At 53.8% G+C, this 12,480-nt stretch carries 11 protein-coding genes; 10 read left to right on the forward strand and 1 reads right to left on the reverse strand.

Annotated elements, in window-relative coordinates:
- Positions 1-107 precede the first annotated feature (107 nt).
- The 4 genes from J3482_RS04010 to J3482_RS04025 all read left to right on the forward strand — a co-directional run bounded on the left by J3482_RS04010 (position 108) and on the right by J3482_RS04025 (position 4,664).
- Positions 108-1,256 (forward strand): Gfo/Idh/MocA family protein, encoded by a 1,149-nt coding sequence (locus J3482_RS04010; RefSeq protein WP_206922093.1) that lies wholly within the window; start codon positions 108-110, stop codon positions 1,254-1,256.
- A gap of 10 nt (positions 1,257-1,266) precedes the next feature.
- Positions 1,267-2,430 carry a dihydrodipicolinate synthase family protein gene (locus tag J3482_RS04015; protein ID WP_438938606.1) on the forward strand — a complete coding sequence of 388 codons (1,164 nt, stop codon included), beginning with the start codon at positions 1,267-1,269 and terminating at the stop codon, positions 2,428-2,430.
- A 30-nt stretch (positions 2,431-2,460) separates the two neighbouring features.
- A complete protein-coding gene (locus J3482_RS04020; RefSeq protein ID WP_146821464.1) occupies positions 2,461-3,240 on the forward strand; it encodes a sugar phosphate isomerase/epimerase family protein in 780 nt (259 codons plus the stop codon).
- Positions 3,241-3,425: 185 nt separating this feature from the next.
- Complete coding sequence (locus J3482_RS04025; protein WP_146821309.1) at positions 3,426-4,664, forward strand: GDSL-type esterase/lipase family protein; 1,239 nt, start codon at positions 3,426-3,428, stop codon at positions 4,662-4,664.
- Positions 4,665-4,710: 46 nt separating this feature from the next.
- Here the strand turns inward: J3482_RS04025 and J3482_RS04030 are convergent, their stop codons facing one another.
- The gene (locus J3482_RS04030) at positions 4,711-5,895 is read right to left on the reverse strand and encodes an MFS transporter (protein ID WP_206917600.1); all 1,185 of its coding nucleotides are present in this window, start codon (positions 5,893-5,895) and stop codon (positions 4,711-4,713) included.
- Positions 5,896-5,987: 92 nt separating this feature from the next.
- Here J3482_RS04030 and J3482_RS04035 point away from each other — a divergent pair, with 92 nt between their 5' ends.
- The 6 genes from J3482_RS04035 (at position 5,988) to J3482_RS04060 (ending at position 12,473) form a co-directional block, all read left to right on the forward strand.
- Complete coding sequence (locus tag J3482_RS04035; protein ID WP_146821304.1) at positions 5,988-6,977, forward strand: Gfo/Idh/MocA family protein; 990 nt, start codon at positions 5,988-5,990, stop codon at positions 6,975-6,977.
- A gap of 411 nt (positions 6,978-7,388) precedes the next feature.
- Positions 7,389-8,090 carry a GntR family transcriptional regulator gene (locus J3482_RS04040; protein ID WP_146821302.1) on the forward strand — a complete coding sequence of 234 codons (702 nt, stop codon included), beginning with the start codon at positions 7,389-7,391 and terminating at the stop codon, positions 8,088-8,090.
- Positions 8,091-8,107: 17 nt separating this feature from the next.
- Complete coding sequence (locus tag J3482_RS04045) at positions 8,108-9,676, forward strand: ABC transporter substrate-binding protein (RefSeq protein ID WP_146821300.1); 1,569 nt, start codon at positions 8,108-8,110, stop codon at positions 9,674-9,676.
- Between the two features lie 110 nt (positions 9,677-9,786).
- Positions 9,787-10,740, forward strand: a complete 954-nt coding sequence (locus J3482_RS04050) for an ABC transporter permease (RefSeq protein WP_146821298.1) — start codon at positions 9,787-9,789, stop codon at positions 10,738-10,740.
- A gap of 1 nt (position 10,741) precedes the next feature.
- Positions 10,742-11,632 carry an ABC transporter permease gene (locus tag J3482_RS04055; RefSeq protein WP_146821296.1) on the forward strand — a complete coding sequence of 297 codons (891 nt, stop codon included), beginning with the start codon at positions 10,742-10,744 and terminating at the stop codon, positions 11,630-11,632.
- A 43-nt stretch (positions 11,633-11,675) separates the two neighbouring features.
- Positions 11,676-12,473 (forward strand): YoaK family protein, encoded by a 798-nt coding sequence (locus J3482_RS04060; RefSeq protein ID WP_206922094.1) that lies wholly within the window; start codon positions 11,676-11,678, stop codon positions 12,471-12,473.
- Positions 12,474-12,480 lie beyond the last annotated feature (7 nt).

Below are 12,480 nucleotides of genomic sequence, written 5' to 3' on the forward strand. Positions count from 1 at the left end.
CATTTCTGTCGCTCATAAGACCTGCATACGTCCCGCGTGATACTGTATTTTTGTCATTACAAATCGATGGATCACGGACGGTGAGCCAGGTCTTGGAGGCGCTTTCGATGCGGAAAATTGGAATTATTATGAACGGTGTAACGGGAAGAATGGGCACGTATCAGCATTTGGAACGGTCGATTGTCGCGATTCGCAAGCAGGGCGGGCTGCGACTGCCTGGTGGTGAGGTGTTGATGCCGGATCCGATTCTGGTTGGCAGAAATGAGCACAAATTGCGTGCGTTGGCACAAAAATACGGAATTGATCGGTGGAGTACAGATCTTGACGCGTGTTTGGCAAATCCGGAAGACGAAATTTACTTTGATGCGCAGACGACGTTGCGTCGGGCTGACGGCGTGCGCGCAGCTGTCGCGGCGGGGAAACATATTTATTGTGAGAAGCCGACAGGCGTAAATCTGGCAGAGGCGGTGGAACTCGCTCGCTTGGCCCAAGCGAAGGGCGTTAAACACGGTGTGGTACAAGATAAACTGTTTCTACCTGGTCTGTTAAAACTACAACAGCTCGTTGAGACCGGATTTTTTGGGCGGACTTTAGCCGTGCGAGGAGAGTTTGGCTATTGGGTGTTCGAAGGGGATTATGAACCAGCGCAGCGCCCATCTTGGAATTATCGCAAGGAGGATGGCGGTGGCATCATCGTCGATATGCTGTGTCACTGGCGATACGTTCTCAGTAATATTTTCGGAGATGTGAAAGCGCTATCCTGCTATGGAGCTACCCATATTCCACAGCGTTTTGACGAGTCACAGCATGCTTACGACGCGACGTCGGACGATGCCGCGTATACCACGTTTCAACTGGACAACGGTATAGTGGCCCACATTAACTCGTCGTGGTGCGTTCGGGTAGACCGGGACGAACTGTTCCAATTGCAAGTCGATGGTACGGAAGGAAGTGCAGTTGCGGGTCTTCGCAATTGTAAGGTCCAACATCGAGCGAACACCCCCAAGGCGGTTTGGAATCCAGATGTTCCTGACCCAAACTGCTATCGAGAACAGTGGATGGATGTACCCACCCGGCATGAACCGGACAACGCATTTAAAGTGCAGTGGGAGATGTTCCTACGGCACGTCGTCTTGGATGCACCGTTTAAGTTTGACCTACTCGAAGGTGCCAAGGGCGTCCAACTTGCGGAACTTGGGCTCCAATCGTGGGCAGAACGGCGTTGGGTTGACGTTCCGGCGCTATCCATCGATTAAGGGGGACGACATCATGTCAAGCATTCGGTTACCGCGTCGAAACGGTAGCATTCAACTTTACGAGACCACTGGAACCCCTCTTGCAATCGAGTCTTGTTCACCGCCAGTCACTCGAATTGCGTACGCGGCTGCACACGTGGTGGCGAGTCCACTCGCAGATGTGGATCCCGCCTCGACCACCGTTGTCGATTGGGAGACGACGCTCGCCTTTCGCCGGCACTTGTGGTCACTTGGGCTATTTGTTGCGGAGGCGATGGATACGGCTCAACGCGGTATGGGTCTTGATTGGGAGACGACGAAGGAATTGATTCGCCGTTCGGTCGCGGATGCGCGGGCGTGTGGTGGCGGGATAGCCTGCGGAGCAGGGACAGATCATTTGCAAATCACCCCGGGTACGACGCTCACAGATGTCGTGCGAGCGTACGAGGAACAGTGCGAGTTTATCGAAAGCACTGGGGGAAGGGTCATTGTGATGGCCAGCCGCGCTCTTGCGGCAATTGCCCGTACGCCCGACGACTATGCGAACGTATATGACGAGCTTCTCTCAGGTGTTTCGCAGCCAGTGATTTTGCATTGGTTAGGTGACATGTTTGATCCGGCCCTCACCGGTTACTGGGGCCATCCAGACGTCAGTGCCGCCATGGATGTGTGCCTTGACGTCATCCGCAGGCACGCTCGTAAGGTGGAAGGTATCAAAATTTCCCTGCTTGATGCTGAACTAGAAGTTCAAATGCGGTCGAAGCTGCCAGTAGGCGTGAAGATGTACACGGGAGACGATTTTCATTATCCAGACCTAATCTTGGGAAGGGACCAAACATATAGTCATGCGCTATTAGGGATATTTGATGCGATTGCCCCGGCAGCAGCAAAGGCGCTTCAGGCACTTGATGAAGGTGACACCGCCAGATTTTCTGCCATTTTGGCGCCGACCGTGCCGCTTAGTCGCCATATCTTTCAGGCGCCGACGAGGTTCTACAAGACAGGCGTCGTCTTTCTCGCGTATTTAAATGGGCACCAAAATCATTTTCGGATGGTCGGGGGACTCGAGAGCATGCGCTCTCTTGTTCATCTGTCAGAGTTATTTATTTTGGCAGATCAGGCTGGGCTTATTCGGGATCCAGAAATCGCGGCAAATCGGATGCGTCTCGTCCTTGCACTCGGAGGTGTTGAATAAGTGGATATCAAGTTTCTCAGCCTGAATCAGATGACCACTCAAGCGTGGAACGTACAAGAAGCGGTCGATGGATGTGCACGTGCTGGCATACCTTGGATTGGACTATGGCGGCACAAAGTTCAAGAAATGGGAGTTGAAAAGAGCGCGCGCATGGTCCGCGACGCCGGACTTCAGGTGTCGGGATTGTGTCGCGGCGGGATGTTCCCGGCGGGAACAAAGGCAGAGCGAGACAAAAGGATAGATGACAACCGTCGTGCGATTGATGAGGCAGCGACGATTGGCACGGATGTTTTGGTGCTTGTCTGTGGACCTGCGGAGAACTGCACATTAGAGGACGCTCGCCAGATGGTCGAAGAGGGGGTTGCAGCGCTGATTCCATACGCGCAAGCGCGCGGCGTAAAACTTGGCATTGAGCCACTGCATCCGATGTTTGCGGCGGATAGGTCTGTCGTTTCGACACTGGGGCAGGCGAATGACATTGTCTATCGCCTCCAGTCGGAGCAGGTGGGTGTCGTGATTGATATCTATCATGTGTGGTGGGACCCCAAACTGTATGAAGAAATCAATCGATCCGCCGGGCATATCATCGGTTTTCACGTGAACGATTGGTTGTTTCCAGTGAAGGATGCCATGATGTCGCGGGGGATGATGGGAGATGGATGTGTGGAGAATGCGCGGATTCGCCGTGCCGTCGAAGCTGCAGGGTATCACGGACCAGTCGAAGTTGAGATTTTCAATCGGACCATTTGGGACACGCCATATGACGAAGTTTTAACACAAATGAAGGAACGGTTTGAAACCGAGGTATAAATGAAGAGGTTGGGGCATGTTCTTCATTCGCACGCGCTGTCCAAGTCAATTTCGAGGACATACCCTAGGCGAGGTTGTGACCAATTTGGTAGAGTGAATATAGAGAGGGAAAAAACGTATCTGTAGTCCATCACGTATGACAACCATTAAAATTTTGTCACAGCGGATAAAGGAGGTGCGCGACTGTGTTTGGGTATCTACCTCATGTCGTGAAAACTGCTGTGGCGGTTGTGCTCGCCACCTCCGGTGTGACAACCGCAGCCGTAGCGAGCCAGCAAGCGCCAGCCTCGAAGGGGACGTTGGTCGCACTGGGCGATTCCATCACGTTCGGTTATAACTTGGCGGATACGGCGGGCAACACGGTGGCATCGAAATCGGCATATCCGGCGTTGATGGCGAAAGCAGAAGGATTCCGCGTATCTGATCTCGGCGTACCCGGATGGACATCGACAGATTTGCTCGCGGCACTCAAGACTCCGAGTTTCAGTCGAGCGGTACGAGGCGCTTCCGTACTCACCCTCGACATCGGCAGCAACGATTTGTTGCAATGGGCCGATAAAGCTGGACTGTTGGCGGATGCTACGAGTCAAAGCGCTCCGACGTTGAGTACGAATCAGCAAATTCAGGCTGCAGCCGTGTTAGCCCAATTTGGGGTGAACTTTGACAAGATTGTGGCACGCATCCGAAGTCTGACGTCGGCGCCGATTGTCGCGTTCAATTTATATGATCCTTTCCCCAGTTCTTCTCCTTTGTCTAACATCGATGAGTTGATGGAGGAAGTGGAAAACGAGGAAATCTTAGAGATTGCGGGACAATACAAGAACGTCGCTGTTGCGGATGCGCACACTGCCTTCGCTGGCAAGCAAACGGCCGATGTACGGATTGCCGAGGGTGATGTGCATCCGACGCCCAGTGGGCAACAGGCGCTTGCGCGCGTAGGCGAACAGGCGCTCGCGCCACTTTTGGCGAAGCGACAAAAGCCCGCAAGCGCAAGTGGTGTGACGGGTTTGTTGGCTGGTAGTGTCGACCAAGCGGGAGGTCGTCTTACGGGACATGTCAATGGAAGTACCGTGACGTTGCAGGTGCCTGCGAATGCAGTCCAGGCGGACACGGAAGTGGCGCTAACCAGTCAGCAACTTTCCGCGAGTTCTGCGGCCGCCGCCTTAGGGGCTACGCTACCGAAGGGGAAGTTTGCTGTCGAGATGGCAGTGAATCTGGGCGCGGCCCAAAAGTTTGCGAAGAAGTATACGTTGACCATCCAAAATAGCGCCATCGAGAAGGGCGCAAAAGTTTATGCGTTGTCCGGCACAAAACTTACGGCGGTCAGTGGTGCGTCGGTGAAAAAAGGGCAGGTGAGTGTTCAGGCATCGAGTGCGACGGATTTCGTCGTCTTGAACCCACCGCCGTCGACGAAAACGGGGTAAACGCTCAGACTGCTGCGTTGCCAATTCTGCAGTCTGAGCGCGCGCGTTAGGCGTCCATTGCCTGTTCTCTTGGCTTTGGCCGCGTCGGTTTTGGTGCGAGGACGAATGTACAGAGAACGGCAATGGCACTGATGCCGCTGACACAATAAAATCCGCCAGCTAGGCCAAACGCGTCGCCAATCCAGCCCACGATGGCTGGCCCGCCAAACATTCCGAGCGAATAAATGGCTTGGTAGAAGCCCATCGCCGTGGCTCGGCGTGTCGGATGGACGTGTTTAATGGCCAGCCCCATCAAGACAGGCATGCACAGCCCTTGGCCGAGTCCGTTGCATGCCTGTGTCACGTATAACCAGGTCAGGGAGTGAACGGCCGGAATCAGGGCGGTAAATATCGCTGCGATGATAAAGCCGCTGACGACGACGTTGCGCTCACCGAGTTTGCGCGACAAGGCTCCACCACTGTAAAGGGAGGCGACGGCATTTGGCAGTGTCGTTACCAGTGTCAGCACACTGAGGTCGATTTTATTCGCGCCAAGGTGTGTGGCTTGTGTAGGCGAAAAGCCAAACATCGTCGAAAATGTTATCACTTGTGCCAAGACGGCGAGAATGGATACGCCAATCACGATTTTATCCCGCCCAACCGTGATTAGTTCCTTTGGATTCATCCCTTCCGTACCAGTTACAGGTGGATTGTCGCGGATGCCAAAACTGAAGATAGTTCCTATGATGCCGCCGCTGACGGCGAGCCAGAAGGCCGCGTGCCAACCATTGTGTTGCGCGACGATGCCACCGAGCGTGGTTGCCAGAAGCTGGCCAATTGATGTGAAGAAGCTGATGACGCCCATCGCTTTGGGAGCGCTTTCCGGACTGTGATAGCTCGCGTAGAGAACGGTGAAGACGACCCAACTGGCTGCGGCAACACCGGCAAGCAGGCGAAAGACGAGTGCTGCCCACAGCGAATGGGTGAGCGCAAACCCTAAACTACTTAATGTTCCGACAGCGACACCGCCAATGATAAATGGCTTGCGTGTGCCAATTCGGTCAGACCACACGCCTAGGGGAATGCGGACGAGCATCTGTGAGAATCCGTATGATCCGACGATGATCCCAGAGACGGCCAAACTCCCACCGAGTGCGGTGACATACGGAGATAGCAAAGGCACGTAAGTATAGGTCGAGAACCAATAAAACATGGTGACGATATAAAAAATGGCCATCCGATTTGGTGTCATTTGAAGACACTCCTTGTCTGACAAATAGAGCCAAGTGAGACATCTAGAGTGAGTGTATCCTGTTTTATACGCATTGAGAAGGAGTGATTCGCATGACAAACCAGAAACTGCGCTTTGGGGTCATTGGCTGTGCGGATATCGCAATGAAGTCTGTCATTCCAGGTATTCAGCAATCGGATTTCGCAGAAGTCGTCGCCATTGCCAGTCGCCAAGCCGACAAAGCGACAGCTGCGGCGAAGCAATTTGGCATCGCACGCGCCTATGGGCGCTATGAAGACCTGCTCGAAGACGATGACGTTGACGCAGTGTATATTCCGTTGCCAAACCATCTTCATTACGAGTGGACGCTTCGCGCAGCTGCTGCGGGCAAGCACGTCCTCTGTGAGAAGCCGTTGGCGCTCGACGCAGCACAGGCGCAAGCGATGGTAGAGGCGTGTGCAGATGCCGGTGTCTTGTTGGCGGAGGCCTTTATGTATCGTTATCATCCGCGCTATGCTCGTATAAAAGAGATTATCGCATCCGGTGAAATCGGCGAGATTCGCGGCATTCGCGGTGCGTTTACCTTCAACAACGCGGCAGACACCGCAAACGTGCGCTACCGTCGTGCGATGGGTGGCGGTTCTCTCTACGATGTCGGCTGTTATCCGATTAGCGCGGCGCGGTTGCTGCTTGACCGTGAACCGGTGGCCGTGACCGTGCAGGGCTTCTTATCTTCCCAACACGATGACGTCGACATGATGGCAGCAGGCCTCCTTGAATTCCCTGGCGATGTGGCATTACTTTTTGATTGCGGCATGTGGGCGGCTTCCCGCAACACGTTGGAAATCGTCGGAAGTGTCGGGCGGATCGAGCTACCTTACGCTTTCCTTGGCGATGCCACCTTTTTTGTGGCAACCGATGATGACCGTCGCGAGGAGACATTCCCACCGTTAAATCCTTACACGCTTCAGGCTGACAGCTTTGCTCGCAGCGCCCTGTTTGGAGAGCCGTTGGCATTTGAACCAGTGGACGCAGTCAACAACATGCGCGTCATTGATGCATGCTTGCGTTCGATGGCATCGCGGCAGCGGATCGTGTTGTAATGTCGAATTGTCGTAGGGCAATCGCGTACAAGCGCACATTGGGTTTGGAAAGGTGAAGGTGGCCACTTTCGTGAGTCGATATACGATAGAGTTGGATTTTGGCACGGGGGGTGATTGCCGATGTCGAGACGGGCCAGGTCGTCGGACGTCACCGCACGGTATACGCGTATGGCGTGCTCTCGGACAGGCCCCCGTGCCACCCCGTCCTCTCCACCGCTCTCATATATTTTTCCTCTATCTCCTCTGGCAAACGCTTTCATATAAATTAAACAATTTGAATGTACATAAAACATTGACCTATCCGAAAATTTAGCCTTATAATCTTCCTAAATTAAATACGGTCGACGGTCGACCGAAGGGATTTTGAGTCAAATCGCTTTATGGGATGTTTTGCTTGAGGGGAGGTAGAAAGTGACACCGATTCAACGTGCGCTACCGTTGGTCAACCAAGTTTATGAACATTTGCGAGCGGCAATTTTGAGTGGTGAACTTCGGCCCGGTGAGAAAATTGTCGAGACGAAGCTCGCTGCCGAGTTAGCGGTGAGCCGGAGTCCAGTGCGCGAGGCCATGCGATTGCTGACCAATGAACAGTTGCTCGTGGAACAAGGTGGGGCGCTTCACGTGTTTTTGCCCACGATTGACGACTTCCACGAATTGTCAGACCTTCGTCTGGCGATTGAACCCGCTGCGGCGGCCTTGGCTGCACGGCGGTTTGAACAAATCGACGACGAACATTTGCGGGCGAACTTGGAAGCGACAGAAACCTGTTTGGCATCCGGTGACAGACGTGGTATCGTTCCGCTGAACAACCAGTTTCACCAATCAATTTGGCTGTGCGGGGGAAACAGTCGTTTTGTTCGTATCATGGAAAACGTGTCTGCACTCATTCAGTATTATGGCGCCCTCGTACTCGACATCAACAATCAGCAAACCAATATCCTGCAAGAGCATGGAGAAATTTATACCGCTTTAAAGGCCGGGGACGAGCTGGCCGCGCGAGATGCGATGTACCGGCACATTTTGAAAGACCTACAGGTTATTGAGCGGTTTGTTGCAAAGTCCGGCGGAACTATTTTGAATTTTCCATACTTTGTACCATCACAAGAAAAATAGTAGGGGAGTTGTGCTAGGTGAAAAAGGCAGGAACGTCGCTCGCCGTCATCGCTACGCTGATTGCTATGGGTGCCGTTGTCGGATGTGGCAGCGGTGGAACAAATAATGCAGCAGGAACGGCAGGGAATGCCGCCAACACGACGGCGCCCTCCACGGGTAGTCAGACGGGTGTGCTCAATGTGGGGTTGCAGGCAGATCCATCGACGCTTGACCCAGCGCTCTCGAGTGCGCTGGTTGATCGCCAGGTCATGGCCAACATTTATGACACACTTTTTGCACTCACGCCCGATGGCAAGATTGTTCCTGATCTCGTCAAGACCTACGAGGTGTCGTCCGACGGCAAGACCTACACGTTCCACTTGCAGACGGGCGTCAAATTCCAGGACGGGACGACGTTTGATGCGGCTGCAGTGAAGTTTAATTTGCAGAGAGATATGGCCAAGACCTCCGCGAGAGCCAGTGAACTCAATATGATTCAGTCGGTTGACACGCCGGATAGCAATACGGTCGTGTTGCATTTGAAAGCACCTTACAGTCCGTTGCTCGGCGTGTTGACGGATAGGGCTGGGATGATGGTGTCTCCGGCAGCAGTGAAAAAGTATGGGGACGACTACGCGAACCATCCTGTGGGGACAGGTCCTTACATCTTTGAGAGCCGCGTGAAGGGTGACCATATTACGGTGAAAGCCAACCCGAACTACTGGAAGGGCGCACCGAAGATTCAGCAGGTGACATTTAAGGCGTTTAGTGACCCGAATGTCGAGTTGACGAACTTGGAGAACGGCGCCATTCAGCTGTCTGACCAAGTGCCTGCACAGTCCCTGTCGTCACTGCAGCAGAACGCGAACTTCGTCGTCTCCAACACGCCAGGTTTAGGTTATCAAGGTGTTTATTTGAATACGAGCGAGGCGCCGTTTAACAATCAGTATCTGCGGGAAGCGGTGGATGCTGCAATTGATCGGCAAACAATTACGAATGTGGTGTTTAAGGGAGAGGCGTCACCCGCATGGGGCCCATTTAGCCCGAAATCACCCGTGTATGACGCAAAACAGGACACACCGCCTGCGCCAAATGGGGACGAGGTCAAGAAGTTTTTAAAAGAGGCAGGTGACCCGAACGGCTTTACGTTTACGCTGCAAACGGCGAACAGTCCTGTCACTGCCGAGGTCGCCCAGATTATGCAAAGCATGCTCGCGAAGTACAACATCACGATGAAGATTCAGCAGCTCGAGTTCGGTACGCTGTTGTCCAACAATACGAATCACGCCTTCCAAGCGTCTGCGCTCGGGTGGTCGGGCCGGATTGATCCAGATCAGAACACCTACCAGTTCTGGCATACCGATGGTCCGCAAAACGGATCGAACTTCAGTGACCCGACCGTCGATAAATTGCTAGACGAAGCCCGACAAGTCGGCGACATGTCGAAGCGCAAAGCCATTTATTCGCAATTTATGGATGAGATGCATAAACAAGACCCATACATTTTTATCTACTTCCAAAATAACACGTATGCCTACTCGAAAAATCTGCAAGGCTTTCAGGCGTATCCGGATGGGGTTTTCCGCATCGCCGACATGTCCATTTGACGTTGTCCCTCTTCACGAACGAAGCGGTGAGTCGAGTGTCACCTCGGAGATAGTTTCGGCTCCGGGGGGCACTCGTACAAGTGGCAGCAATGATTTCGGGAGGTTTCGGTATGGCATACATCGTGAAACGCCTTTTGACGATGATTCCCGTTCTTTTGTTTCTCAGTATGATGGTGTTCAGTCTTATTCACCTAATCCCGGGAGATCCGGCACAAATCATCCTGGGACAGGATGCGACACCGTCAGCGGTGGCGGCGTTGCGCGCGCAAATGGGTCTAAATCAGCCATTGTTCATGCAATATGTACAGTGGATGGGGAAATTGCTCCACGGAAATTTTGGGACGTCCTTGATTGACCACGAAGCAGTGATGAAGCTGATTGGCCAGCGGCTGCCAGTAACGGTGGAGTTGGCGATTGGCACATTGATTGTGGCACTTCTTATCGCCTTTCCGCTCGGCATCTTGGCGGCGGTGTATCGCGGGAAATGGGCAGATTTTGTGGCGTTGTTCACGTCGACCATTGGCCTTGCGGTTCCACCATTTTGGATTGGAATTATCTTTCTGTTGCTGTTCACTGTCAAGGTGCACTTGTTCCAGTCATCCGGATACGTGCCCATTTGGCAAAATCCGGGGCAGAATTTATCGACGATGATCTTGCCGATGGTCGCGACCGGTATCCGCGAAGCCGCCGTATTGTTGCGGATGTTGCGTTCGAGCCTGATGGAAGTGGTAGACCAGGACTTTGTCCGTACTGCACGCGCGAAGGGCCTGCGAGGGTTTGTTGTGATTGTCGGTCACGCATTGCCCAATGCTCTGATTCCTGTCGTCACGACCGCTGGAATACAGATTGCGGGCCTGCTTGGCGGCCTTGTCATCACGGAGCAGATTTTCTCCCTACCTGGATTTGGCCAACTGCTCGTCCAAAGCGTCTTCAGTCGCGATTATACGACAGTGCAAGGCGCGGCGATGGTGGCTGCGTTGATTGTCGTCGTCGTCAACTTAATTGTCGATCTCGTCTATGGCTTCGTCGACCCACGCATTCGTTTGACTGGAGGGAGGTCCTAGTATGGCGGTGCCAAAGGATGTCGTCAAAGAGGTGGCGACCACACCTGTGGTGGCCACCCGCAAGCGGCGCGGGCGCAAGTTATTTCGCAACAAACAGTTGTGGATTGGTGGTATTATAGTTGGCGTTGTGGTATTTGTCGCGATTTTCGCGCCGCTCTTGTCTCCAGTCGGACCCAACGTCAACGACTATACGAATATTCTCAAAGGGCCATCCGCGCATCACTGGTTTGGCACAGATCAGTTGGGCAGAGATCAGCTGGCGCGCACGATGATTGGGGCGCGCACGTCGATGGAAGTTGCGGTCGGCGCACTGGTCGTCGGGCTCGTGGTGGGCATTCCAATTGGACTTATCACAGGATTTTACCGTGGGTTTCTCGATGACTGGATTATTATGCGGATTATTGATGCGATACAGGCATTTCCATTTCTGATTTTGGCCTTAGTCTTAGCCGCGATGCTCGGGCCTGGCGCGCGCAACGCGATGATTGCCATCGGTATCGGCTATGTGCCCATTTTCGTGCGCACGGTTCGCGGACAGGTGATGGCTGAGTTTGAGAAAGAGTACGTGGTTGCGGCGAGATCGCTTGGGTCGACAGATTGGAGAATTATGTGGAAACACATTCTGCCAAACTCGATGACGCCGTTGCTCGTGCAGGCGACCATGGCGATGGCGTCGGGGATTGTGGCTGAGGCGAGCTTGAGCTACTTGGGACTTGGCGTTCAGCCGCCGACGGCGAGTTGGGGCACGATGTTGCAAAATGCTCAAGGCTATCTTGGCCAGGCGCCATGGCTGGCCATCGTACCAGGCTTGGCGATTGTCGTGTCGGTACTTGGGTTCAACGTCCTGGGTGACGGTATCCAGCGATGGCTAGATCCGCGGCAGGAGAGGTAGGCTGCGAAGGGGATTTTCACATCTCACGGAAGGGTCGGTGGTTATGACGAAGAGCAACGATTCATCTGCACCCGTAGTGGCTGACAAATTGGCGGGGAAACAGGCGCACAGTGTACTGCTGCTTCTCTCCGGTGTGGGTGGATATATTGATGCGTTCAGTTGCCTGGCGCTCAGCCACGTATTCACGGCCAATATGACAGGTAATGTCGTGTTGCTTGGCATTGAGATGGTGTCGGGCGACATCATGTCTTCCGTCCGATCCGGCATCGCACTTGTCGCCTTTTTTATCGGCGTCATTGTGGGCTGGCTGATATTACACGCCGGGAGTGCCTCCTTGGCACCTCGTCGACGGATGCTTGCGGCGCTGGCGCTCGAGGCGGTCTCGCTCGTCGTGTTAGCCGTGATGTTAGTCGCTGTTCCGCAACTGTCTGAAGGTCAGGTTGAGTTGTGCATTGCGTTGTCGTCTGTGGGCATGGGGATTCAAAGCGTTGTCGCGCGCCTCATTAATATTCAAGGTGTGACGACGACGTATATCACAGGTATGATGGTGACTGCGGTCGAATCGATTCTCAAAGGATTTAAAACGCCATCTGCGGCCATGGCGGCAGCTTCCACCACAAATTCCAGTAAGTCGAGTCCATGGAAGTTTCCGATGGCTGCTGCTGTCGTCTATGTCGCTGGGGCCTTAGCGGGCGGTCTTTTGACGCTGCATTTATATCGGCTTACGGGCTTTGGCGCGCTCTTGGTTGTCCTTTGCGTCATGGTCATTACGTTCTGGGGTCGGCGTTCGAAGCGACGCCACGTGCTTGCTTCGCAAAATGTGCAAACGTTGTCCCCATAACTTCAAC

The organism is Alicyclobacillus suci (genome assembly GCF_017329615.1).
Lineage (GTDB): Bacteria > Bacillota > Bacilli > Alicyclobacillales > Alicyclobacillaceae > Alicyclobacillus > Alicyclobacillus suci.

Coding starts and splice junctions, on each gene's coding strand:
- J3482_RS04030 (WP_206917600.1), bottom strand. CDS start 5,895: ATGACACCAAATCGGATGGCCATTTTTTATATCGTCACCATGTTTTAT.
- J3482_RS04010 (WP_206922093.1), top strand. CDS start 108: ATGCGGAAAATTGGAATTATTATGAACGGTGTAACGGGAAGAATGGGC.
- J3482_RS04060 (WP_206922094.1), top strand. CDS start 11,676: ATGACGAAGAGCAACGATTCATCTGCACCCGTAGTGGCTGACAAATTG.
- J3482_RS04050 (WP_146821298.1), top strand. CDS start 9,787: ATGGCATACATCGTGAAACGCCTTTTGACGATGATTCCCGTTCTTTTG.
- J3482_RS04020 (WP_146821464.1), top strand. CDS start 2,461: ATGACCACTCAAGCGTGGAACGTACAAGAAGCGGTCGATGGATGTGCA.
- J3482_RS04035 (WP_146821304.1), top strand. CDS start 5,988: ATGACAAACCAGAAACTGCGCTTTGGGGTCATTGGCTGTGCGGATATC.
- J3482_RS04055 (WP_146821296.1), top strand. CDS start 10,742: ATGGCGGTGCCAAAGGATGTCGTCAAAGAGGTGGCGACCACACCTGTG.